This window comes from Clostridiaceae bacterium HFYG-1003 (assembly GCA_024579835.1).
Taxonomy (GTDB): domain Bacteria; phylum Bacillota; class Clostridia; order Clostridiales; family Clostridiaceae; genus JG1575.
Genome location: CP102060.1, coordinates 2808908 through 2831806, shown reverse-complemented (window position 1 = coordinate 2831806; position 22899 = coordinate 2808908). Strand labels below are relative to the sequence as shown.

Genomic DNA, 22899 nt, shown 5'->3' with positions numbered 1-22899 from the left:
ACAGCAGACGGCTTTCTGGCTGATTTAACAGGAAAGGGCAATGTATGAACAATCCAAAGAGAAATAAGCTGCATCCGGCCTGGAGGATGGTAGGGGCATCGTTCATGATTATGGCGGTGGCCTGGGGCAGCGTCTACAACTGTGCCGGCATTTTCGTTCAGCCGGTCTCCGCTGACCTTGGATTTACCCGTTCTGAAATCAACGCCACGATGACCATCCGGGCCATCTGCCAACTGGTGATTTCCCTGCTGACCGGAAAAATCTTCAAGTCCTCCAACATCATGAAGATCATGAAGGTCGCCACCGTCATTTTAATTCTTTCCTTCTTTTCTTACTCCAAAGCCAATTCTCTGATGACCGTTTATGTTCTCACCGTCATCAGCAGCATCTGCATCAGCCTGATGGCCATCCTGCCCCTGTCGATTATTCTGAGCAACTGGTTTGAAACCAGCCGGGCCAGCGCAATCGGAATGGCTTTCATGGGCAGCGGCGTCGGCGGAATGATTCTCAGCGCGCTCACCGGTGTCTGGCTCGAGTCCTTCGGCTGGCGTACCTCCTATCAGATCCTGTCCCTGCTGATGCTGGTCCTGGTCACGCCCTGCGTGTTCTTCATTCTTAAGGTCCATCCCCGGGAGTTTGGGCTTCAAGCCTACGGAGCAGCTGAGCCGACACCGGATCCATCCGTTGTACCGGCGAATGAAGGTATGATGCTTTCGCAGGCGATGCGCTCAGGAACCTTCTGGGTGATTACCACCTCTTCGGTATTTCTCGTCATCGCCATCAATGGCTTAATGATGAACGTGGCGCCCCACCTGGCCAATATCGGCTACTCCATTTCCTTCAGTGCGAACGTCGTGGCGCTGACCATGGGATCCCTGGCCTTCGGGAAAGTTGCATTGGGCAAGCTCTTTGACCGGATTGGCGTGAAAAAGGCAGTACTGATTGCCTGTCTTGCCACCACGATTGCGACATTCGGCATGCTGTTCGCCACCTCGCTGTTCGGTCTGATCCTGACCATTGTCTTTGTCGGCATCGGCTGCGCCTATGCCACTGTCGCCAATACGGTCCTGACCATTGAGTTTTTTGGCAAAAAAGACTATAACTCGATTTTCGGTGTCCTGACAGCCATCGGTGCCCTGGGCAGCATGATCAGTCCGATCATTACCGGAATTCTCTTTGACCAGACGGGCAGCTATACCAACAGCTACCAGATATCGCTGGTTCTGAGCTTTCTTGCCACACTGATGTTCATCGGCCTGTTCATGCAGCAAAGAAAGAGTATCGCTGTCTCGCGGAGCCTTGTATAACGAACGGATCTTTTGATCTAAGAATTAATTGCAATCCTTTCCTGCCATGAACCGAAGCTTGCTTGCAACATTAAATCAAAAAAATCAAAAAATTGAAGCAACCTGCATCAGTTGATGCAGGCTGCTGAATTTCAATTAATCCGTTGTGAACGGAAGCAATGCGATGTTTCTTGATCTCTTGATCGCCTCAGTGAGAACTCTCTGATGTTTGGCACAGGTTCCGGAAATTCTTCTGGGAAGAATCTTGCCTCTCTCTGTGATGAATTTTCTCAGCTTTGGTACATCCTTGTAATCAATGGAATCAACCTTGTCGACACAGAACTGGCAAACTTTCCGTCTGGAACGTCTGACTCTGGGGTTGGATCTTCTGAAATCGCCTCTGCCTTCTCTCTGGCCGGGTCTTGATTCTCTGTTTTCGCTTGATGCGTGATTTTCTCTAGCCATTGTTATCCTCCTTTCATGGGTTCCCTGTTGGGATTATCGGATGAATAACCGTTGGCAGGGTCTCTGCCGGGTTGCGGTTTGGTTTAGAATGGGATATCTCCCTCATCCACAGGAGTCATATCCTCGAATCCTGAGCCAAAGTCGCTTCCAGTGTCAAATCCATTACCGGCGGAACGGGCAGAACCGCTATTGCCTCTTGGTCCGTCTCCCCATTCGAGGAACTGGACTTCTTCTGCAATGACTTCGGTGACATAACGCTTGGAACCATCCTTGGCATCATAGGATCTGACCTGAATTCTTCCGGCTATCCCGATCAATTTCCCTTTGGTGACATACTGGGCAGTCGTTTCCGCCTGCTTGCCCCAGATGACCACGGGAATGAAATCAGCCTCGCGCTGTCCTTCTTTGGAGAATCTCCGGTCGACGGCCAGGGTAAGGGTTGTGACGGCAGTGCCGGCACCGGGTGTGTAGCGCAGTTCAGGATCTTTTGTCAGTCTTCCTATTAATGTTACTTTGTTCATTTTACACCATCCTTATTTTTCTAATACGACGATGATGTGGCGCAAAACTCCATCCGTAATTCTGTAGATACGGTCGAGTTCTTTCGGCAATGCTGATTCACTTTCAAAGTTCATCAGTACATAAGTACCTTCGTTCACTTTGCTGATTTCGTAAGCAAGTCTTCTCTTACCCCATAAATCAACATTAGCGACGGTACCTCCGCCATTTTCGATTACACCCTTGAACCGTTCGATCAGGCCGTTAACGCCTTCCTCGTCGAATGACGGATGTGCAATGAATATGGTTTCATACTTTCTCATAATGTCACCTCCTCCCCCCGGACAAATGGTCATACATTTCGCATGACAGGGATTGCAATTACTAATGCTATCACATTTTCTCCGACATTACAAATTTTTTTTTTCGCCTGTACTGATTACTTTCTTCGCGTCCTTTTCAAACTTGCTTCTTGGCAGCATTACCATACGGCCACATCCGGTACATTTGATCTTGATATCCGCACCCAGTCGGATGACTTCCCATTGCCAGGAACCGCACGGGTGCTGTTTTTTCATTTGGACAATCGTTCCCAGTTCATACTCGCTGATCATTTTGCCATGCCTCCTTCGGAAAACATCCGGACACCTGTTTTTATCCCTGCCTGTGCGAAGCGTTGAAGAATATCCCGTCTCAGGTCATTTTCATAAATCCAGTGATAGACATACTCCGCCCGGCCCTGAACACGCAGGGTTGCTCCCACATCCCGGATGTTGACAACACCCACATAAGCGGGTCCGTCCAGCAGCTGGTCATGGGTTTTCTTGAACTCCTCACTCACTTCCTGCAAAAGGACAGCCGCCTGCTCGACGGCGCCGGTATCGGGGATGAGCACTTCCACCATGAACCGCCGGTCCCCCCGGGATACATTGGTGACTTCCTGAATGTTGCCATTCGGAATGATGTGCATATCGCCGTTAAAATCACGCAGCACCGTTGTGCGCAGACCGATATCCTCTACGATTCCCTGGCGTCCGCCAATGGTGACATACTCCCCGATTTTAAACTTGTTCTCCATCAGAATGAAAATGCCGGCAATGATGTCTTTGACGAAGCTCTGAGCCCCAAAGCCGAGGGCTACGCCGCCGATGGATGTCAGAGTCAGGCCCAGCGGGCCGACAAACAACGTGATGATATAGAGGATTGCGAAAATATAAAGACCGTACGTGGTCAGGCTCTTCAGAATCGAGCGGAGTGTTTTTGTTCGGATATTCTGGGTTACCAGATCCAGTTTCATGAACTTGACGTCCAGGGTTCGATCGATCAGATAATGCAGCAGCTTGATGATCAAGGTTACGGTCAGCAGTACTGCCAGAGAGGCAACCAGTTTCCCGGGAATGGCTGCCAAACCAGGTTTCATGCTGATCCATATTTCTTCCAGATTCATAGGATCCTCCGTCGGAAACAAACTTATTATTCATGCTTCCCTGTTTGTTATACATCTCTTATTATATCTTAATTTGTCCCCGCCCCGGGACAGTTTTCACTCTTGTTCGGGTAATTCATCCTAATTTCAGCAATCCGCTGGTCACTTGATACGCACATCAAAAAACCGAAACCGGCTATCCGGAAATAAAACTTCGCCACTCCCCCCAAAGGGAGCCGCATCATGAGAAACCGCAGCCAGCAAAGGATCTCCGTGTACTGTGATGCAATCCTGTTGATCTGCGGACAAGCAAAAAACGGGATTTCATCCCGTTTTCTGTTTGAATTATTAGTTTTTGGGTGCCAGGATATTGTTTGCCACCACAGCGGCGATCATCCCCGGAAGGGTTGGTTTTTTAGCCGGCTCCGGAATCTTGCTGGGCTTGTCCGACATCGCGATTTCCAGCGCCTCCTTTTCTTCCAGCGACAGGAGGAAGTCTGACTTGCCATCCTTGATCGGTTTGGAATAAACGGAGCAGTTGGATCCGCCGAAGATATTGGTAATGATTACGCCGTCTTTATGAGCATCGAGCAGTGCCAGGGAGAAGGACAGTTCCGGTCCCATATCCTTGAAGGCTCTGTATCGAACCATGCCGACATTCTGAATTGCACGGGCCATATCTGATTCGAGCTTTTCCATTTTAGCTGCAACTTCTTTGGAAACCGTAGAAGCCTCTTCCATTATCTGGAGATTCTCCGCAATCAGATCTTCCAGGATTTTTCCCCGTCCCACCCGGAACGTTCTGCGGTAAGCCGTCTCAATCTTGTTCAGTTTATTATACATTTTATATGATAGAACGCTCAGTCCAATAACAGCAGCCAACAAGAAAACCAATGCCACCGCCACGACCGGTCCCATTTGATTTAATAAATTCATTTTCTCCCCTTATTCCTCTGCCTTCAGTAAGTCGAGAATTCGCTCCAGGTCTTCCTGGTTGTAGTACTCGATTTCGATCTTGCCCCTGTTTTTGGTTTTCTGCCGAAATGTCACTTTCGTGCCGAAATAACCGCCGATTTGCTTCTCCAGATCCGCCAGGAAAATATCCTTTTTCCGTTCTCTGGATCGAAGGTCTTTCATTTTGTCATAATTCTTTATGTAATTTTCGGCATCCCGGACTGACATGCCTTCGTCAATGATCTTCTGACAGATCTTATACTGCAGATCCGGATCATCGACCCCGAGCAACGCCCGGCCATGTCCTTCAAAAATAACGCCATCGGCCAGATAATCCAGCACTCTGGAATCCAGCTGAAGAAGTCGGATGGTGTTGGAAATCGCTGCTCGCGACTTTCCCACCCGCTGACTGATCGCTTCCTGCGTCATTTTGAAATCATCCATTAGTTTCTTAAACGCGCCGGCTTCTTCAATCGGATTGAGATCCTGACGCTGAATGTTTTCAATGAGAGATACTTCCATCAGTTCCTGATTGGTCAGATCCATTTCTACGACCGGAACTTCCTTGAGGCCAGCCTTTTTCGCCGCTCTCCATCTGCGTTCTCCCGCTACAATGATATAATCGCTTCCGGCCTTATCCCTGGTAACCAGGATCGGCTGAATGACTCCATGTTCTTTGATGGACTCGGTCAGTTCAAGCAGCCTTGTCTCATCAAAATGTTTTCTTGGCTGTTCCTTATTGGGTTTCAGTTGATTGATGCTTACTTTATCCGAAGGCTTAACGGCGGATTCTGTCTTCTTCGCCGGGTCTTCCGTTGGCAATAAGGAATCCAGTCCTTTTCCCAGACCGAATTTTTTGCTCATTATTTCTCCTTATTCTTTTTCAGGAACTCTTTTACCAGATCCTCAAAGGCTTCTGCCCCTTTGCAGCGGGCATCGAACTGATAGATGGGCAACCCAAAACTGGGTGCCTCTGCCAGACGGACATTCTGAGGAATCGTACAGCGGTATACGAGCGCACCGAAATGTTTTTTCAATTCTTTAGCTACTTCCAGATGAAGATTTTTGCGTGGGTCGTACATCGTAAGGAGAACTCCTTCGATTGCCAGATCTTTATTCAAGCCTTTATTGACCCTTAGAATGGTATCAAGCAGATGACTGATTCCCTCCAAAGCATAAAATTCACTTTGCATGGGAATAATCACAGAGTCGGATGCCGTCAGCGCATTGATGCTGAGCAGTCCCAGTGAGGGTGGGCAATCCAAAAAAATATAATCAAACTGACGAGTCTCAATTTCTTTTAAACGTTCAGCCAGAACTTTTTCCCGGTCTTTGATTTGCGAAAGCTCAATATCCGCTCCAGCCAGGTGCATGCTGGCAGGAATTATATAGAGCCCCGGGACAGTTTCAACAGGCTGAATCAGGTCACTGACCGGGATATCTCCCAGCAGCAGATCATAAGTAGAGAGGGTTTGTTCCCGCTTATCGATGCCTAGTCCGGATGTTGTGTTTCCCTGCGGATCCATGTCGATGGTCAGTACCTTTTTCTTCTTCAACGCCAGACCCGCGGCCAGATTGATGTTGGTAGTGGTTTTGCCAACGCCGCCCTTCTGGTTGAATATACTGATTACTTTCAAATGGCATTCTCCCTTACTTTAATTTATTATAACCAAAAGCCGTCCGTCTGAGTGGCTGTGAAAAGCATTTCATCGAACTTTACAAATGTCGTACAAGTCCATTTTTTTATTTCCAAATCAAGTAAATTTTGAATCTTATTTTTAGGCATATCCTATTTATCCACTGAATCAGTTGATTATTTTGTCAATATTCCTTCGAAGCAGTTGATAAATCATTATCCCACTCTCGAACATTGATTCGATCTTCATAATCAGTTTGATCAATTCGGAAATTTGGGCTAAAATTTTGTGCTCATAACATGTTTCACGTGAAACATTTGGACCTTTGCTCTACTAATTTTACCATAAAAACCAAGTTATTTATGCATCTATCCCAATAAATAGAAAAGAATTTCCAACAGTGCCATTCATACTTTGGGCTAAATTAGCCCAGTTATGAAATTTTCTGTTCTTCCACTCTTTAGATCCTATTCACAGTATGGCCGAGAGAATGTTTCACGTGAAACATTCTCTCCCCCCGGTTTCTTAATCTACCAATCGACCTGGATTTACTGGATTAGTATTCAATTAAATTCAAGCTTTTTTTATCAGTTTTAAGGTATTGTATCAAGCTTTAAGAAAAAATGTTTCACGTGAAACATTTTCTTCCATTTTAGCAGGTGTCATAGCTAAAGCCTGGACTTTTGCTGATGACCAGGAATCTTATCAGTATGATTAAGTTCGTTCTAATGATCAATAGTCGTGCTTCTTCACAAAAATTATGCGCCCAAATGTTTCACGTGAAACATTTGGGCGCTTTCACAGAACCAATGCAGGTATACTATGATTTATTATTTCATTCCTGGATCCGTACAATGGCTCCTGCATCGGATCATATTTTGCTGCCTGCAAGTACAATAATAAAAATCTGCTTGTTAATTTTGGTTTTTACCTCTGAGTTTAGCACCTCATACAGCTTTCATTTCCAGTTCATCTCCAAGTACGATGGAAGATCGTTCATGTGGAGTAGATATTCACATTCATTGCGTGATTTTGTGGATATCTTTACCCATCAATTGGTTTTGCTTTGTGCTTCAATCAAATGAATGCTCTTTTTTATCATGTTATCCACACCAGTTGGTTTCACGTTGAACTTATATTCTTCCTCATTGCATTATTAAGCAGAAATGAAGATGTTTTATCCACAATGAGAACCTAAAATTGTGGATAAAACATAATAGTAACCAAAACAAAAGGTTATAATCATTTTTTTCTTCAGAAACCATGCATGTATCCTGTTGATAAGTACGTTTCCAACGAAGTATTTTAGGGCATTTTTATGAATATTAACAATTTTTCTGAGTAATCCACCGACTTATCCACATTATATGGACCATTTGGGGATAAATCAGTGGATTATTTTGTGAATAGTTTCTAATTGACTCAGATGCTCATAAACCAACGAAAATCATGGACTTATGCACAGATCAAGAATTTGATTCTTGATTACTTCAATTATTCAATGGATAACCTGAAACTATTGTCCAGACATTCTACAAGACTCCTATTATAAAGCGATCAGACTCGGGTTGTCTTCAACTCATATATGATCCGATCTTAGAAAGACGGATCACAAAAAATGGATTAAAAAGATGAATTATAAAACGGCAGCAATGTTTCACGTGAAACATTGCTGCCGTGGAGAATGTTTTTCTGAGTACTGTCTACAGAGAATTAGTTGGATTTTAACTTTTGCCCAGAAGTGTCTTGTATCGTTCCGTGTCTTTTTTAATTTGAGCGAATTTCCTTGGAAAATTCGAGCTGGTTGCGTTGGTTTTTTTGATCAATACCAGGTTGTGCTCGTATTCATCTAAATCAGGCACCTGTTCAATTTTGACAAGACTTGAAGACAATTCATGAAACAGCTTGGGATTCAGTTTAACCTCAGCTTCAATACCCGGACCCTTCATAGCGACGAAATAATGATTCGGTGCGACGAAGGGCAAGCAGAATTCCATCAGTGTGGGAAGTACTGCCACCGCTCTGGATACCGCCAAATCATAGTGATCGCGATGAGATGTTTCACGTGAAACATCTTCAGCTCGACCATGAATGAAATGAACACCCGCTAAACCAAGCTGATTCGTTACTTCCTTTAGAAAGGTCAGTCGTTTATTCAGTGGATCCAGGCAAGTCAGTTCAATCGAATTATCCAGGATTTTCATCGGAAGGCCGGGGAATCCGGCCCCCGTACCAACGTCAATGACAGATTTCGATTGTTTGACCTCATTCAAGCGGAAAATAGTGATCGAATCTGCGAAATGTTTCAGGAAAATTCCGTCATCATCGATAATTGCTGTCAGGTTCAGGTGTTGGTTCCATTCCTGCAGCAGATTTTTATAAAGAACAAATCGCTCAAATGTTTCACGTGAAACATCCATTTCCATTGGTTCAGCGATCCGTCGGAGCATATCATAGTGCTGGTTCATATTACCTCCTGGATTCCAGATAAATTAAAAGGACATTGATATCAGCAGGGGAGACTCCCGAGATTCGAGATGCCTGGCCCAGGTTCAGCGGTCGTAATTGATCCAGCTTCAGCTGTGCTTCCTTGCGCAGTCCTTTGATTGTTAAATAGTTAACCTCATCCGGAATCAACCGATTTTCCATCTTGCGGAACTGATTGATTTTCTCCTGTTCCTTTTGAATGTATCCTTCGTATTTGATTTGAATATTAATTTCGTCCCGGATATCCTTCCTCAATGGCATGCGGTTCGGATCCAAGGGAGACAGTTTGTCATAATCCAGTTCTGGGCGCTTGATCAGGTCATACAGGCTCGTGGCTTTCTTAATCTCAGTGCTGCCCAGTGTAATCATGACTTCGTTTTGGTCCGCCTTGCCGGTAAGGACCTCTTCCTTCAGCCGGTGTTTCTCCCGACCGATGGCTTCCTTGCGCTCCATATACCGGGCCCAGCGCTCATCATTGACCAAACCAACTTGTCGGCCAAGTTCCGTCAGCCGAAGATCCGCATTGTCCTGTCTTAACTCCAGACGATATTCCGATCGGGCCGTCATCATTCGATAGGGTTCATTGGTCCCCTTGGTGACCAGATCGTCCACCAGTACGCCGATATACCCCTGAGAACGGTCGATCATCACGGGCTCCCGATGCTGTATGGCCAATGCGGCATTGATGCCAGCCAGAATTCCCTGACCGGCAGCTTCCTCATAGCCAGAGGTTCCATTGATCTGGCCGGCACTGAACAAGTTTCGGATTGTTTTGAATTCAAGGGTCGGTTTCAACTGCAGGGGATCAATGCAGTCATATTCAATGGCGTATCCCGAACGGGTGATTTCCGCCTGCTCCAAACCAGGTACAGAACGGAGGAATTCAATTTGGACATCCTCCGGCAGCGATGATGACATACCTTGTATATACATCTCTTGGCTGGATTCACTTTCCGGTTCAATAAAGATCTGATGACGTTCTTTATCCGGAAATTTCATCAGCTTGTCCTCGATCGAAGGGCAGTAGCGCGGCCCGACCCCCTCGATGGATCCATTGTAGAGAGGGGAGCGATGGATATTCCGGCGGATTATTTCATGGGTCAGGGGAGCGGTATAGGTCAGGTGGCAGCTGACCTGGTCCACCCGGTCCAGCGTTTCGGTCAGGAAAGAGAACGGGTAAATCTCGGAATCACCGGTCTGCTCCTCCATGACGGAAAAGTCGATGCTTCGCTTATGGACCCGGGCAGGGGTACCGGTTTTAAACCGTCTCAGGGCAATGCCCAGGTCGAGCAGATTCTGGGAGAGGTCCCGAGCCGGCTGAAGTCCGCTGGGGCCAGACTCATAACTGGTTTCTCCAATAATGATTTTTCCTTTCAGATACGTTCCGGTGCACAGGATGACGGCTTTTGCCGGAAGGTATGCCCCGTTCTTTGTGGTGACGCCCTGAATGACTCCGTCTGTCACGTTCAAAGCGGTTGCCTCTACCTGATAGATAGTCAAACCGTCCTGAGCTTCCAGCGTCTTGATCATTTCTTCCTGGTAGCGTTTCTTGTCAGCCTGGGCCCGCAGCGAATGAACCGCGGGACCCCGCGATGTATTGAGCATCCGGGACTGGATAAAAGTCTTATCAATATTCAGGCCCATCTGTCCGCCCAGGGCATCCACTTCCCGGACCAGATGACCCTTGGCTGTTCCTCCGATGTTTGGATTGCAGGGGAGGAAGGCAATGGAATCGATGTTCATGGTCAGCAGGATGGTTTTCATCCCCAGGCGGGCACTGGCCAGAGCAGCTTCCGCTCCCGCATGGCCGCCGCCGATTACGATGACATCGTATGATTGTCCTTGATATGGCATTATTTCACCTACTTTCCGATACAGAAGCCGGAGAAGATCTTGTCAACCAGATCCTCCTGCAGCGTATCACCTGTTATTTCGCCCAGACTGGACCAGGCTGCATGAACATCGATGGTTACAAGATCCATCGGCACAGCCAGCTCGATGGCAGCAACCGCATCCATAAGGGCCTGCTGGGCCTGCATCAGTGCTTCCTTATGTCTGGCTGAGGTAACCAGTGTTTCATCAAAGCCGGAGGCATCCTCCAGGCTCATGGCATGAATGCGCTCCCGCAGCCGGTCCAGCCCAAAATTGTTCAGCGCCGAGATCACGGTGGCATCTTGAAGGATGTCCTCCGGAATTTCAGCCACCTTGGGCAGGTCTTCCTTATTGAGCAGCAGGATTCGCTTGCGGCCGGCCGTCTGCTCCAGCAGTTCATGATCTTCCTCACTTAAGTGTCTGGACAGGTCCAGCACCAGGATAATGAGATCCGCGTCCTCCAGGCTGCGGCGGGATCGCTCCACACCAATGGATTCCACCAGATCCTGAGTCTCGCGGATCCCTGCCGTGTCGGTCAGACGGATCGGGATTCCCTCCAGATTAATGTATTCTTCAATGACATCGCGCGTCGTTCCCGGAATTTCGGTGACGATGGCCCGCTGTTCCTCCAGCAGCGCGTTGAGCAGAGAGGACTTACCGACATTCGGTTTGCCGGCAATGACCACCTTGATGCCCTCGCGCAGCAGCTTGCCCTTTTCCGCAGTGGCTAAAAGCTGTTCAATTTCGGTGCGGATTGCCTCCAGTTCCTGCGCCAGCTTCAGATCAGAGGACCGATCCAGGTCATCATCCGGAAAGTCCAGCGTAACTTCTATTTTGGCCATAACATTCATCAATTCATCCCTTAGTTCCAGGATGCGCCGGGACAGCTTGCCCCGGCTCTGATCGTTGGCTGAACGCAGGGCGGCATCGGTCCGGGACTGAATGATGTCCATGACTGCTTCCGCCTGGGAGAGGTCAATCCGCCCATTTAAAAATGCCCGTTTAGTAAATTCTCCGGGCTGAGCCAGCCGAACGCCCTGCTCCAGAATTCGTTCCAGAATGCGACGGACGGGGAGGGGACCACCATGGCAGGAAATCTCGATGACATCCTCTCCGGTGTAGCTTCTGGGTCCTTTGAAGTAGCTGACCAGAACCTCGTCAATCACACTGCCGTCTTGTTGAAGAATGTGGCCGTAGCGAATGGAAAACGGCCTGATGTCCGTCAGCTGCCGTCCCCGAATGCCCCGGAAAATCCGGCTCGCAACGGGCAGGGCCGCCTCCCCGGATAACCGGATCACGCTGATGGAACTTAAACTGGCCGAAGTGGCTACTCCCACTATGGTCTTATTATCTATCATTACTGTTCACCATATCTTTCTGCCGGTCCCTCGACTCGATGAAGCACGTTCCGGCCGGCTGTTGCTGAGGCTGCCGCGGTGATCCCTGATCGGACCGGCGGTTGACCATGTATTTTCCACTGTTGGGATTGCTTCATGAAATGCAGCGATCCCCCAGAGGAAACTGTTCTTTATCATTATATCTGATCTGTCAAAAAAACGAATGACACCGGCCGTCATTTCTTCCAGGCATAGAACAAAGACATCATCCGGCAGGATAATGTCTTTGTTTTATGCTTCCATTCAGTTGGTTATTTCTGGTCAAGTTCCACAACAACCTTCCGGTAAGGCTCTTCCCCTTCGGAATGGGTTTTAACATTCGGATAATCCTGCAGTCTGGAGTGGATGATTCGACGCTCGTAGGGATTCATTGGATCGAGTTTGATGCTCTTGCCGTACTTGGTGACTTTCCAGGCGGTTTTCTCAGCCAGATGCTTGAGGGTTTCTTCCCGCTTTTCACGATAACCTTCGGTATCAATGATGACTCGGGTGTATTCCTCACGGCTCCGTTCCTTGTTGATTGCCAGGTTCGTCAGATACTGGAGCGCATCCAGCGTTTCCCCGCGGTAGCCGATGATCAGGCCCATCTTGGGTCCGGCCAGGTTGACACGGATATTGCCTTCTTCTTCGCGTACTCTGATCTCCGCCATCAGTCCCATCTTATCAAGGATGGAGCGGATGAAGTGTTTTGCCTTGTCGGTCAGGGGTTCCGCTTTGCGGGTCGCCTGAACGATGAATGGTTTGGCGCCGAATCCGAGGATCCCTTTGGAGCCTTCTTCAAGCACCTGATATTCCATCTGGTCCAATGTGCAGCCTAAGCTGGCTCTGGCAGCTTCTACAGCTTCTTCCAGTGTTTTTCCTGTTGCTTTCAATGCTTCCATTATTTTCTGATCACCTTATTTCTTTTCCTTTTCTTTTCCGGTTCCGGAAGGTCAGGGACGATCACAGGGTTTGGTTCATTCCCCTGAACTTTGTTCATGATGAGCTGCTGGAAAATCCGGAAAATGTTTCCGGTGATCCAGTACAGTCCCAGAGCAGCGGGGGAGGACCAGGTGAACCAGCCGATCATGAGTGCCATGACGTAGTTCATGGTATTCATCTGCTTGGCCTGAGCCTTTGCTTCGGCTGACATGTTCTTCTCATTGGCTTTCTGAGTAATCCAGGTTGAGAGGAGCATGGTAAGAACGGTCAGAATGGTCAGTGGCAGATTCTTGTTGGCTGCCAGATCATTAATCAAGGGTCTGAGGAATCCCATCCCACCGATGGTTCCATCCTTCGCCAGCTGATTAAAGACGTTGAACAGCGCAATGAACAGGGGCCACTGAATCAACATGGGCAGGCATCCACCCCACATGCTGACGTTGTTTTCCTTCATCAGCTTGGACTGTGCTTCCTGAAGCTTGGCAGGATCATTCTTGAAACGCTCCTGGATCTTCTTCAGCTCCGGCTGGATCATGCTCATTTTCTTCGAACTCACCATGGCTTTCCAGTTCAGCGGAAAGACGATGATGTTGAAAAGAACTGTGAAAAGCACAATGGACAATCCCCATCGTGTTCCGGGATCAGCGATATAGCTGCCCAAAAATTGATTCAGGATGTCAAAAACTGTCCTGAACACATTGTTAATACTCTGTTGCAACGGAATTCCTCCTAGTCTTTATCAACCGGATCATAAATGGCTCCCCGATAAAAGGGATGACATCGCAATATCCGTTTCACGGCCATCCAGGAACCCTTGAGAGCTCCATACTTTTCGATCGCTTCCAGCGAATACTGGGAGCAAGTGGGGATGAACCGGCAGCTGGGTCGTGTATTCGGAGAAATATTTCTCTGATAAAACTTAACCAGGCTGATTAGTACTTTTTTCATGTTTAATTCCCGCTTTCTTATACAAATAGCGGACCGATGACAGCACTTCATGATAAGTTTTGCCAACGATGGGGTTTCTGGCGACGAATACCAGGTCAAATCCTTGGACTGTATCTTCCCTGGAAAGTCGTGCGGCCTCCTGGATCAGCCGTTTTACACGGCTTCGGGTAACGCTGTTTCCAACTTTCTTGCTGACGGAGATCCCAATTCGGTTGAACGGTTCTCCATTCAGAACATTTCGTGGATTCTTCAGTTTGTAGAGCACCAGCATATCACTGGCACAAGACCTGCCTCTTCTGTATACGTTCCGGAACTCCTGGTTTTTCCTGAGTCTTTCATGTTTCACAGAAGTGTTCCTCTTTCCTTACAGAAAAAGGCCACATAATGCGGCCCTTAAGCTGTTAATCTTTTTCTGCCCTTAAGTTTTCTTCTCTTAAGTACATTTCTTCCATTCTTGGTTGCCATTCTCTTTCTGAAGCCGTGTTCTTTCTTTCTCTGCTTCTTCTTTGGCTGATACGTCATGAACATATATCTACACCTCCTCCGGGTCTATTCGCAATTAATGCATTTTAAGTGATACTAGATTATTATACTCATGTGTTTTTAGTGTGTCAAGAAAGTTATGCCCAAGTGGTCCAGGGTATTTTAGCCCAGATTTCTGTGGATAACTTATTGTTTTAGTAAACCCAACTATGTTATCATTAAAACACGAAAACTGCGGAACCCATTGGAATCACTAGATTCTCAGCGGGTCCTCATTTTATTTTATCCCCATTATATCACAAGATCCTGTGGATAACTTCGGGCCTGTGATTAACTTGTGGATAACATGTGAAATTACTTTGGAGAAAATTTAAGCCACACGACATAAAATCAAGCATCGCAAAGATGCAGCGGTCATCCGGCCAGTGGAAAAGCATCATGGGTTCCCTGTGCATAGATTCCGAAGAACGAACGCGACCGTAACATTATACACAGCTGTGGATTGAACTTATCAACATAAGATCAAAGGAGACTATCGAACATGAGGGACAATCTGGAAGGCATCTGGCAGGATGTGCTAAAGATTATTGAAGATGAAATAATGGCCCCGGTCAGTTTCAAAACCTGGTTTTTACCGATTCGGCCGGAGAAAATCGCAGACCGAAAACTCACATTAAGTGTACCAAACAAGATGATCCGCGAGATCATTGAGCAAAAATATATGGATCTGCTGAAAAACTCCGTGGCCCATATAACCAGGCAGGATTTAGCCATCGATATCATCATCGGTGATCTTCCCGATTCTGAGTTGTCCGTCGAGGAGAAAAAAAGCAAGGAAGAAGCCAGACCCCAAAAACCGACAGCCGCCAATGCCAACGGCAATGGAAACGGCAGCGATGCAGGCAATCTCAATCCGAAATACACGTTTGAGACCTTCGTCATCGGTAATTCCAACCGGTTCGCCCATGCGGCCTGCCTGGCTGTTGCCGATTCACCCAATGAAACCTATAATCCACTGTTCATATACGGCGGAGTCGGGCTGGGTAAGACCCATCTGATGCATGCCATTGGCCACCGCATCAAGGAAAAGAATCGAAATGCCCGCGTTGTGTATGTCTCCTCGGAAAAATTCATGAATGAAATGATCCATTCCATCCAGAATAACTCCAACGAGGCCTTCCGGGAAAAATACCGCAAAAATGTTGATGTGATCCTGATCGATGACATCCAATTTATTGCGGGCAAGGAAAGCACGCAGCAGGAACTGTTCCATACCTTCAACGAACTGAAGGATTCCAACAAGCAGATCATCCTGTCCTCGGACCGCCCGCCCAATGAAATCCCCACGTTGGAAGACCGGCTTCGCACCCGGTTTGCTTCAGGGCTCATCGCCGATATCGAAGCACCGGATTTTGAAACACGAGTCGCTATATTAAAGAAGAAAGCCGAAGCAGACAAGATTAGTGTACCGGATGATATCCTTATATACATCGCCACCAAAATCAAATCCAACATCCGTGAACTGGAAGGCGCCCTGATCCGGGTCATGGCCTACGCGCGTCTGACGGATGAAGCGATCACGGTGGATCTGGCGACAGAAGCGCTGAAGGATCTGGTCTCCGAGTCACGAAACAGAGAACTTTCTGTTGAACTGATTCAGGAAGTAGTTGCCAATTATTATAATTTATCCGTTGATGACCTGAAGGGGCAGCGCCGTACCAGAAATGTGGCCATGCCGCGCCAGATCGCAATGTATCTTTCCCGTACCCTGACATCCACCTCCCTGCCAAAAATCGGCGAGGAATTCAATAAGGACCACACCACGGTCATGCATGCCTACACGAAGATCCACGAAGCACTGGCAAGTGATTCAGCCTTAAAAACCACAGTGGACAACATCACCAAAAAGCTCAGCAATTAATCCACAAAACTACGCATAGCCCGCTGTGCATTCCCTGTGGATGGTCTGACAGTCTTTCCAGCCTGTTGATAACCCCCTGTTTTATCCTTCGGTTATCCGAAGCGTCATCCACGGGCCAAAGCCTTGCGCCAGGCCGATAATAACCACATATCAACAAATTCACAGCCCCTACTACAAACTACTGTTTTAGAACAATAAATAATCAATAAAAAAGGGTCAACCCGACACCTGTTGATAACCAAGCGATGGAGGAAAAACAATGATTCTCAAGGTGAATAAAAAAGATCTGGTCGATGCCGTCAATGTTGTCCAAAAAGCTGTTGCAGCCAAATCTCCCATTCCGATCCTGGAAGGCATCCTGGTGGAAGCCAAGGGAGGCACATTGACTCTGCGGGGAACCGATGTCGATGTCTCCATGGAGACATCCTTTCCCACGGAAATTCATGAGGAAGGCCGCATCGTCGTGGACTCACGCATGTTCGGAGACATCATCCGCAAGCTACCCAACAACATCATCACCCTGGAAACAGCTGACAACAACACGGTCACCATTTCAGCCGAAAAATCAGTCCTGAATCTGCTCTACATGGATCCCACTGATTTCCCGGTTTTCCCGGAGGTCGAGGAAACCACTTCACTGTCCCTGACTCAGAGCGGACTCAAGAACATGGTTCGTAAAGTCCTGTCCTCCGTAGCCACAGAAGACACCCGGCCGATTCTTATGGGCATGCTGTTTGAAGCAGCCGATGGCAAACTGAACATGGTTGGGCTGGATGGTTATCGCATGGCTATGGTCACGGAAGAACTCGAGACTCCGGTGGAGATCAAGCGGGTTATATCCGGCAAGACCTTACGGGACCTGTTATCCGTGATTCAGGATTCCGACGAGGAAGTCCGGCTTTCCTTCACGGACAATCACGTCCTGTTTGAGCTGGGTAAAACCCGGATTATATCCCGTCTGCTCCAGGGCGACTACCTGAAGTACCAGAACATGATCCCCGATTACTCCAAACTCAGCGTCGTCATAGACAAGAATGAGTTCCGCGATGCGACGGAGCGGGCTTCGGTTATGGCCAATGAAGGCACCTCAAACCTGATTAAATTCCTGTTTGAAGACAATACCCTGGTCATCACCTCCAACTCAAAACTGGGAAAACTCCGGGAAGAAGTCTACGGCGAAATGACCGGGGAATCACTGGAAATTGCCTTTAACGCCAAATACATTATCGACATCCTGAAAACCATGGATGAGGACAAGATCGTGATGGAGATGACCTCCAACATCTCGCCCTGTATTGTTCGGCCGGAAGACAACGACAAGAGCCTGTATCTTGTGCTCCCGGTTCGGATCGCCCGGTAATGGCCATGATCGAAATCAAAATCGATACGGAGTTTATCCGGCTGGATTCTCTGCTGAAACTGGCGGGTCTGGCATCCATGGGCGGTGAAGCCAAGCATTTTATCCAGGATGGGCTGGTCCGGCTCAACGGTACGGTCTGTACTGAGCGCTCCAAAAAGATTCGTCCTGGTGATGTCGTGGAATTCAGCGGACAGAAAGTCACGGTGAAATAGCCCCGGGGTTTTTAGCCCAAAAAACACAATTTATTTTTTAGCGCCTTATTTCCTGGACAAAACGCTGACATTCCCTGGTATTCCCAGACATTTCTCTGTGGGTGAGCAGGGGACTGTCTCGCTTTGACATCAGAAAAAAACTGAATTTGACTTAGCCCAGGTTCACAGCTTTTCCAGAGGCCAGGGAATTCGAATGACCATCGAATGATCTGCTCGGCTTGATGTGAACTCCTAATCAGGCAGGTCAGATCACCGTAAGATAACTAGCCTGGTTTATCGAGGATTGCAGGTCAGTGATCTGACCCGGCCTCGGCCGCCGACCTTCTCTTGATCTGCCCCTGATTTCGAAGATCGGCTTTTGGAGATTCTTGCGGGAAATCCGTACGACCCCGCAGACCGATCGACCTCGCGGATCACAACCGAATGATTCCTGGGCTACATCATTGGGTGAGGCTTTCGCCATCCATCCCGGTCACCCTGACAAGGTTCACGGCCGGGTCCGACGACGCTCCTGGCTGATGAAGGTGACACTGGTTTACTGAATCCACCCAGGATAATGTTTTTTTGGCTGTGGCCAGACTCCGTCTGTGCGACCGCAGGATCCGCAAAGGATTCGATGCATCGGTGTCATGGGCTGGCAGCTCCCGAACTGCTCCAGCCCTGACAGGACAATCCGGGGAATCATTCGAACCTCGCCGAGCTTCTCGCCTCTCAGCCAAGCGAGGCAAGAAGCCGAGCACTCCTGTCGGTGCCATGTGTCCGGATAAAGAACAGCTCACGGAAGACTCTTCTTCCGTGAGCTGTCTATAGCCCTATTTAATTTCTATCTCGCGGACATTGGTTTCCGGTTCCTTTTCTTTCTTGGGGAGGGTGATCCGAAGGATGCCGTTGTCCAGGGCTGCAGTAATTTCATCGGCTTTGACATTTTCCAGGATGATCTGACGCTTGCTGGAAGAGGAGTAGCGCTCTCTCATCATGTACCGCTTTTCCTCGTTTTCCTCTTTTTTCTCTTCCGTCTTTTCGGTCTGAATGGTCAGGACATTGTCTTTGTAGTGGATTTTGATATTTTCCTTGGCAATGCCAGGCATGTCAGCTTCCAGAAGGAAATGGTCGCCTTCGTCCTTCAGGTCGATGGCCAGTGAGTTTTTATGATCGGTCAGACTGTCAAAGAATTTTCGGAAGAAGCGGTCTTCCGGCATCAGCGACGGACCGGTCAGCATAGGGAATAAATCAGCCATTTTCTTTACCTCCGTTCCATAAAATTCAAAGCAGGTTCGGCCTGTTCCTAACTTCAATATAGGACGGACTGCCCATGAATGAAATGAGAATCAGGGGATTTTGAAGGCATCTGAACCAGCTGACAGCAGATCTGGGTATAATAGCTGACAAAAGCTTATATTCTCTAAGCAAGGCTTTGATTCTCTAAGTACTTTGACTGGAGACCTGATACAGGGTTGGAAAAAGCAGAAGTCCGGCGACTCTCCAAAAAATGGCAATAAAAATTCGCTTTTGATAGAAAACAACTGGAATTTGCAGCTGTATACTAAGTGGAATGATAAATTTTAAGTCTTTTACAGGATGATTTATCAATGATTTTCAGAGGTCTGAATATGGGCTGACTGCAAGGCTTGCGGGGGTTGATGAAACTGTCCCAAGGAAGACCAAACCACCTCAAACCCTTGCCAAATCTGAACTTTCTGCCATTTTATGGTATAATTTTAAGGTAGAGGTTCGTATGTATATTGAAAATTTGGAATTAAAAAACTTTCGAAATTATGAAAAGCTGAATATTGAGCCGGTCCAAGGAGTAAACATCCTTACCGGAGACAATGCCCAGGGAAAGACCAATATACTTGAGGCAGTATTTTTTTGTGCCTACGGACGGAGTCACCGTACCACCCGGGATAAAGAAATGCAGCGGTTTGACGCGCCATTTACCCAGGTGTCGGTGAAAGTTAAGCGGGAACCGGTGGACAAGCAGATTGTCCTTCGCTTCAACAGCGAGGGCCGCAAGTTTATTGAGGTCAACGGCCGCAAGATCACGCGGATTCCAGATCTTTTGGGAAACCTGTACGTCATTATGTTCTCGCCGGAGGATCTGAAGATTGTCAAGGAGACTCCTGGAACCAGGCGCCGCTTTCTCGACATGGAGATCAGCGCCCTGGATAAATTCTATTATCACGACCTGGTGAGCTACAACAAAGTGATCCAGGAGCGAAATAATCTGCTTAAGATGCGATCGGTCGACCGGACGGTGCTGGATGTCTATGACACCAACGCCGCCCAGTACGGAGCGCGCATTATCCAGCGCCGGCTGGAATATATCGAACAACTCAATACCAAGGCCCGCCCGATCCATCACGAGATTACCGGGGGTAAAGAGGAGATTGAGATTGTATACCGGACCAGCCTGGATCCGGCGAAGCCTCTGGAAGCTTCGCTGAAACAGCTGCTGGCTGAGCACCGGCGCCACGATATGGATCGCGCCGCGACATCCGTCGGACCGCATCGCGACGATTTCGCCATACTCATCAACGGCGCCGACGCCAGAACCTTCGGTTCCCAGGGTCAGCAGCGCACCGTCATCCTGACTCTGAAATTTGCCTCGCTCTGGATCATCCGCGAGCTGACCGGTGAATTTCCGGTCCTGCTGCTGGATGACGTGCTCAGCGAACTGGATCTGTCCCGGCAGAATTTCATTCTGTCATCCATCGAGGGCATACAGACCATCATTACGATGACAGGTTATGAAAACATAGAAAAACGTCTGATCGAAGGGGCCAGGGTGTTCCAGATCAAGGAAGGCACAGCAGCCATGGAGGTAATCGGATGATCCTGCATTTGGGAGAAAATATATCGGTCCAGTTTCGGGAGATCATCGGGATCTTTAATCTGGAAAACAACGGCAATTCCTCAGACAATCTGTCTTTTTTAAAGACAGCCGGTGATGAGGGCTTTATCCACCAGATTTCGGATGATCCGCCCAAGTCCTTTGTGGTGGCCGAGAAGGATCATAAATCCATCGTATACCTGTCACCCATTTCGACACAGACTTTAATCCGGCGGGCTCAGTCCGCCTTCGATCAGGAGGAGACCAATCATGGAAGATAAAACGTTAATGGAACGGGCCGGTCAGTATGACGACAGCCAGATCCAGGTCCTGGAGGGACTGGAGGCTGTCCGTAAGCGCCCCGGTATGTATATTGGTTCCACCTCGCTGGTGGGGCTGCACCATCTGGTTACGGAAATCGTCGATAATTCCATCGATGAAGCCCTGGCCGGATTTGCTACGCACATTGAAGTCTATATCCACCCCGACAATTCGGTTACCGTTCAGGACGACGGCCGCGGCATGCCCGTAGGCATGAACCAGAAACTGGGGAAATCCACCGTTGAAGTCATTCACACCGTGCTCCATGCCGGCGGCAAGTTCGGCGGCGGGGGATACAAGGTATCCGGCGGCCTTCACGGCGTCGGCGCTTCGGTCGTCAATGCCCTGTCTCAGTACATGCGGGTGGAAGTATCCCGCGACGGCCATGTCCACATGCAGGAATTCCGGCGAGGATTCCCGGTGGAACCTCTCCAGGTGATTGGAACCACGACGGGTCATGGCACGAAAACCACCTTCAAGGCGGATGACCAGATTTTTGAGGAACGGGTCTACGATTATGATATTCTGGTTGCCCGGCTGCGCGAACTGGCCTTCCTGAACAAGGGTCTGCGCATTACAGTCACGGACGAACGGGAAGACAGCCCGGTCAGCGAGTCCTTCCACTACGAAGGCGGAATCCGGGAATACGTGGAATACATGAACCGGAACAAGGTTCCGCTGCATCAGGAAATTATTTATGTTGATGAGAAATTTGACACCATGGAAGTGGAACTGGCCCTCCAGTACACGGACAGCTATGTGGAAAACATCTCATCCTATGCCAATAACATCGTCACCAAAGAGGGCGGCATGCACCTGGAAGGCTTCCGGCGCGCCCTGACCAAGGTTATCAATGACTACGGCAAGCGCTTCGGCTATGTCAAGGATGGCGAGAAACTGACCGGCGAGGACGTCCGGGAAGGACTCACCGCCATCATTTCCGTCAAGCTGGAAGAGCCTCAGTTCGAGGGACAGACCAAGCAGAAGCTGGGTAACTCCGAAGCCAGAACCGCGGTGGACCAGATTACCACAGCCCAGCTGGCAGAGTACCTGGAGGAAAATCCCCAAATCGGCCGGCTGATTCTGGACAAGAGCTTAATGGCGGCCCGCGCCCGCGAAGCGGCGCGCAAAGCCCGGGAGATTTCCCGAAAAAGCGTTCTGGAATCCACCACGCTGCCGGGAAAACTGGCAGACTGCCGCTCCAAGGATCCCAAGGAATGTGAGATCTACATCGTCGAAGGAGATTCCGCCGGCGGTACTGCCAAGACCGGACGGGATTCCCGCTTCCAGGCCATCCTGCCGCTGCGGGGCAAGATTCTCAATGTCGAGAAGCAGCGCCTGGACCGCATCCTCAGCTCGGAAACCATCCAGAACATGGTTGCTGCCTTTGGCGCCGGCATCGGCAATGATTTTGACCGCAGCAAGCTCCGCTATGACCGGATTATCATCATGACTGATGCCGATGTCGACGGGGCCCATATCCGGACACTGCTCCTGACCTTCTTCTACCGCTATATGCGTCCTCTGGTTGACGAAGGACACGTCTTCATGGCCATGCCGCCGCTGTATAAGGTATCCAAGGGCAAGACGTATCGCTATGCCTATGACGATGCTGAAAAGGATCAGATCCTGGAAGAAATGGGTGGCAAGGAAACCCAGTTTGAAATCCAGCGTTACAAAGGTCTTGGAGAAATGTCCGAGCACCAGCTCTGGGAGACGACCATGGATCCCGAGCGCAGAACACTGAAGCGCGCCAATGTCGACGATGCCAAGGTGGCCGATGAGATCCTGACCATCCTGATGGGTGAGAAGGTCGAACCGCGCAAGGAATTTATCGAAAAAAACGCGAACAAAGCCGACATCGACTTATAGGAGGTAGGG

Annotated in this window: 24 protein-coding genes; 7 read left to right on the top strand and 17 right to left on the bottom strand. The window is 48.7% G+C overall.

The window, feature by feature from the left end; all coding sequences use genetic code 11:
• Nucleotides 1–44 precede the first annotated feature (44 nt).
• A complete protein-coding gene (locus tag NQU17_12640) occupies nt 45–1307 on the top strand; it encodes an MFS transporter (GenBank protein ID UUM11486.1) in 1263 nt (420 codons plus the stop codon).
• A gap of 135 nt (nt 1308–1442) precedes the next feature.
• Here NQU17_12640 and rpsR read toward each other — a convergent pair whose 3' ends face one another.
• From rpsR to rpmH, 16 genes are all read right to left on the bottom strand, one after another.
• Nucleotides 1443–1751, bottom strand: coding sequence for a 30S ribosomal protein S18 (rpsR, locus tag NQU17_12635; GenBank protein UUM11485.1), 309 nt, complete (start codon nt 1749–1751; stop codon nt 1443–1445).
• Nucleotides 1752–1834: 83 nt separating this feature from the next.
• Nucleotides 1835–2272 carry a single-stranded DNA-binding protein gene (locus NQU17_12630; protein ID UUM11484.1) on the bottom strand — a complete coding sequence of 146 codons (438 nt, stop codon included), beginning with the start codon at nt 2270–2272 and terminating at the stop codon, nt 1835–1837.
• A gap of 12 nt (nt 2273–2284) precedes the next feature.
• Nucleotides 2285–2572, bottom strand: a complete 288-nt coding sequence (gene rpsF / locus NQU17_12625; protein ID UUM11483.1) for a 30S ribosomal protein S6 — start codon at nt 2570–2572, stop codon at nt 2285–2287.
• Nucleotides 2573–2659: 87 nt separating this feature from the next.
• Entirely contained in the window at nt 2660–2863 is a 204-nt protein-coding gene (locus tag NQU17_12620; protein UUM11482.1) for a DUF951 domain-containing protein, read from the bottom strand.
• A complete protein-coding gene (locus NQU17_12615) occupies nt 2860–3696 on the bottom strand; it encodes a mechanosensitive ion channel family protein (GenBank protein ID UUM11481.1) in 837 nt (278 codons plus the stop codon). Before NQU17_12615 ends, NQU17_12620 begins: the two co-directional genes overlap by 4 nt.
• A 327-nt stretch (nt 3697–4023) precedes the next feature.
• Complete coding sequence (locus NQU17_12610; protein ID UUM13515.1) at nt 4024–4593, bottom strand: DUF4446 family protein; 570 nt, start codon at nt 4591–4593, stop codon at nt 4024–4026.
• A gap of 27 nt (nt 4594–4620) precedes the next feature.
• Nucleotides 4621–5493, bottom strand: a complete 873-nt coding sequence (locus NQU17_12605) for a ParB/RepB/Spo0J family partition protein (protein ID UUM11480.1) — start codon at nt 5491–5493, stop codon at nt 4621–4623.
• Entirely contained in the window at nt 5493–6266 is a 774-nt protein-coding gene (locus tag NQU17_12600) for a ParA family protein (GenBank protein ID UUM11479.1), read from the bottom strand. The genes NQU17_12605 and NQU17_12600 overlap by 1 nt, the downstream gene beginning before the upstream one ends.
• A 1724-nt stretch (nt 6267–7990) precedes the next feature.
• A complete protein-coding gene (rsmG, locus tag NQU17_12595; GenBank protein ID UUM11478.1) occupies nt 7991–8734 on the bottom strand; it encodes a 16S rRNA (guanine(527)-N(7))-methyltransferase RsmG in 744 nt (247 codons plus the stop codon).
• A 1-nt stretch (nt 8735) separates the two neighbouring features.
• Entirely contained in the window at nt 8736–10607 is a 1872-nt protein-coding gene (gene mnmG, locus NQU17_12590) for a tRNA uridine-5-carboxymethylaminomethyl(34) synthesis enzyme MnmG (GenBank protein ID UUM11477.1), read from the bottom strand.
• A gap of 8 nt (nt 10608–10615) precedes the next feature.
• Nucleotides 10616–11983, bottom strand: a complete 1368-nt coding sequence (gene mnmE / locus NQU17_12585; protein ID UUM11476.1) for a tRNA uridine-5-carboxymethylaminomethyl(34) synthesis GTPase MnmE — start codon at nt 11981–11983, stop codon at nt 10616–10618.
• Nucleotides 11984–12273: 290 nt separating this feature from the next.
• On the bottom strand, nt 12274–12903 hold the full coding sequence (locus tag NQU17_12580; protein UUM11475.1) for a protein jag: 630 nt from the start codon (nt 12901–12903) through the stop codon (nt 12274–12276).
• A complete protein-coding gene (locus NQU17_12575) occupies nt 12903–13661 on the bottom strand; it encodes a YidC/Oxa1 family membrane protein insertase (protein ID UUM11474.1) in 759 nt (252 codons plus the stop codon). Before NQU17_12575 ends, NQU17_12580 begins: the two co-directional genes overlap by 1 nt.
• Nucleotides 13662–13672: 11 nt before the next feature.
• Nucleotides 13673–13891 carry a membrane protein insertion efficiency factor YidD gene (yidD, locus tag NQU17_12570; protein UUM11473.1) on the bottom strand — a complete coding sequence of 73 codons (219 nt, stop codon included), beginning with the start codon at nt 13889–13891 and terminating at the stop codon, nt 13673–13675.
• Nucleotides 13863–14237: a ribonuclease P protein component gene (gene rnpA, locus NQU17_12565; GenBank protein UUM11472.1), complete on the bottom strand. Its 375-nt coding sequence runs from the start codon at nt 14235–14237 to the stop codon at nt 13863–13865. The genes yidD and rnpA overlap by 29 nt, the downstream gene beginning before the upstream one ends.
• A gap of 47 nt (nt 14238–14284) precedes the next feature.
• Nucleotides 14285–14419, bottom strand: coding sequence for a 50S ribosomal protein L34 (rpmH, locus tag NQU17_12560; protein UUM11471.1), 135 nt, complete (start codon nt 14417–14419; stop codon nt 14285–14287).
• Between the two features lie 496 nt (nt 14420–14915).
• On the opposite strand from rpmH, the gene dnaA reads away from it, so the two are divergent.
• The 3 genes from dnaA to NQU17_12545 all read left to right on the top strand — a co-directional run bounded on the left by dnaA (nt 14916) and on the right by NQU17_12545 (nt 17867).
• Nucleotides 14916–16295, top strand: coding sequence for a chromosomal replication initiator protein DnaA (gene dnaA, locus NQU17_12555; GenBank protein UUM11470.1), 1380 nt, complete (start codon nt 14916–14918; stop codon nt 16293–16295).
• Between the two features lie 259 nt (nt 16296–16554).
• Complete coding sequence (dnaN, locus tag NQU17_12550; protein ID UUM11469.1) at nt 16555–17655, top strand: DNA polymerase III subunit beta; 1101 nt, start codon at nt 16555–16557, stop codon at nt 17653–17655.
• A gap of 5 nt (nt 17656–17660) precedes the next feature.
• Nucleotides 17661–17867 carry an RNA-binding S4 domain-containing protein gene (locus NQU17_12545; GenBank protein UUM11468.1) on the top strand — a complete coding sequence of 69 codons (207 nt, stop codon included), beginning with the start codon at nt 17661–17663 and terminating at the stop codon, nt 17865–17867.
• Between the two features lie 812 nt (nt 17868–18679).
• On the opposite strand, the gene NQU17_12540 is transcribed toward NQU17_12545, so the two are convergent.
• Nucleotides 18680–19105: an Hsp20/alpha crystallin family protein gene (locus NQU17_12540; GenBank protein ID UUM11467.1), complete on the bottom strand. Its 426-nt coding sequence runs from the start codon at nt 19103–19105 to the stop codon at nt 18680–18682.
• Between the two features lie 497 nt (nt 19106–19602).
• Between NQU17_12540 and recF the strand changes: the two genes are divergently transcribed.
• From recF to gyrB, 3 genes are read left to right on the top strand one after another with little or no spacing between them, the layout of a single operon-like run.
• Nucleotides 19603–20700: a DNA replication/repair protein RecF gene (gene recF / locus NQU17_12535; protein UUM11466.1), complete on the top strand. Its 1098-nt coding sequence runs from the start codon at nt 19603–19605 to the stop codon at nt 20698–20700.
• A complete protein-coding gene (locus NQU17_12530) occupies nt 20697–20978 on the top strand; it encodes a DUF370 domain-containing protein (GenBank protein UUM11465.1) in 282 nt (93 codons plus the stop codon). Before recF ends, NQU17_12530 begins: the two co-directional genes overlap by 4 nt.
• 7 nt (nt 20979–20985) lie before the next feature.
• The gene (gene gyrB / locus NQU17_12525) at nt 20986–22890 is read left to right on the top strand and encodes a DNA topoisomerase (ATP-hydrolyzing) subunit B (GenBank protein UUM13514.1); all 1905 of its coding nucleotides are present in this window, start codon (nt 20986–20988) and stop codon (nt 22888–22890) included.
• The last annotated feature ends 9 nt before the right edge of the window (nt 22891–22899 follow it).

What these genes read in the sequence shown, in the direction of transcription:
- NQU17_12640 (UUM11486.1), top strand. Translation starts at nt 45, where the DNA reads ATGAACAATCCAAAGAGAAATAAGCTGCATCCGGCCTGGAGGATGGTA.
- rpsR (UUM11485.1), bottom strand. Translation starts at nt 1,751, where the DNA reads ATGGCTAGAGAAAATCACGCATCAAGCGAAAACAGAGAATCAAGACCC.
- NQU17_12630 (UUM11484.1), bottom strand. Translation starts at nt 2,272, where the DNA reads ATGAACAAAGTAACATTAATAGGAAGACTGACAAAAGATCCTGAACTG.
- rpsF (UUM11483.1), bottom strand. Translation starts at nt 2,572, where the DNA reads ATGAGAAAGTATGAAACCATATTCATTGCACATCCGTCATTCGACGAG.
- NQU17_12620 (UUM11482.1), bottom strand. Translation starts at nt 2,863, where the DNA reads ATGATCAGCGAGTATGAACTGGGAACGATTGTCCAAATGAAAAAACAG.
- NQU17_12615 (UUM11481.1), bottom strand. Translation starts at nt 3,696, where the DNA reads ATGAATCTGGAAGAAATATGGATCAGCATGAAACCTGGTTTGGCAGCC.
- NQU17_12610 (UUM13515.1), bottom strand. Translation starts at nt 4,593, where the DNA reads ATGGGACCGGTCGTGGCGGTGGCATTGGTTTTCTTGTTGGCTGCTGTT.
- NQU17_12605 (UUM11480.1), bottom strand. Translation starts at nt 5,493, where the DNA reads ATGAGCAAAAAATTCGGTCTGGGAAAAGGACTGGATTCCTTATTGCCA.
- rsmG (UUM11478.1), bottom strand. Translation starts at nt 8,734, where the DNA reads ATGAACCAGCACTATGATATGCTCCGACGGATCGCTGAACCAATGGAA.
- mnmG (UUM11477.1), bottom strand. Translation starts at nt 10,607, where the DNA reads ATGCCATATCAAGGACAATCATACGATGTCATCGTAATCGGCGGCGGC.
- mnmE (UUM11476.1), bottom strand. Translation starts at nt 11,983, where the DNA reads ATGATAGATAATAAGACCATAGTGGGAGTAGCCACTTCGGCCAGTTTA.
- NQU17_12580 (UUM11475.1), bottom strand. Translation starts at nt 12,903, where the DNA reads ATGGAAGCATTGAAAGCAACAGGAAAAACACTGGAAGAAGCTGTAGAA.
- yidD (UUM11473.1), bottom strand. Translation starts at nt 13,891, where the DNA reads ATGAAAAAAGTACTAATCAGCCTGGTTAAGTTTTATCAGAGAAATATT.
- rpmH (UUM11471.1), bottom strand. Translation starts at nt 14,419, where the DNA reads ATGTTCATGACGTATCAGCCAAAGAAGAAGCAGAGAAAGAAAGAACAC.
- dnaA (UUM11470.1), top strand. Translation starts at nt 14,916, where the DNA reads ATGAGGGACAATCTGGAAGGCATCTGGCAGGATGTGCTAAAGATTATT.
- dnaN (UUM11469.1), top strand. Translation starts at nt 16,555, where the DNA reads ATGATTCTCAAGGTGAATAAAAAAGATCTGGTCGATGCCGTCAATGTT.
- NQU17_12545 (UUM11468.1), top strand. Translation starts at nt 17,661, where the DNA reads ATGATCGAAATCAAAATCGATACGGAGTTTATCCGGCTGGATTCTCTG.
- NQU17_12540 (UUM11467.1), bottom strand. Translation starts at nt 19,105, where the DNA reads ATGGCTGATTTATTCCCTATGCTGACCGGTCCGTCGCTGATGCCGGAA.
- recF (UUM11466.1), top strand. Translation starts at nt 19,603, where the DNA reads ATGTATATTGAAAATTTGGAATTAAAAAACTTTCGAAATTATGAAAAG.
- NQU17_12530 (UUM11465.1), top strand. Translation starts at nt 20,697, where the DNA reads ATGATCCTGCATTTGGGAGAAAATATATCGGTCCAGTTTCGGGAGATC.
- gyrB (UUM13514.1), top strand. Translation starts at nt 20,986, where the DNA reads ATGGAACGGGCCGGTCAGTATGACGACAGCCAGATCCAGGTCCTGGAG.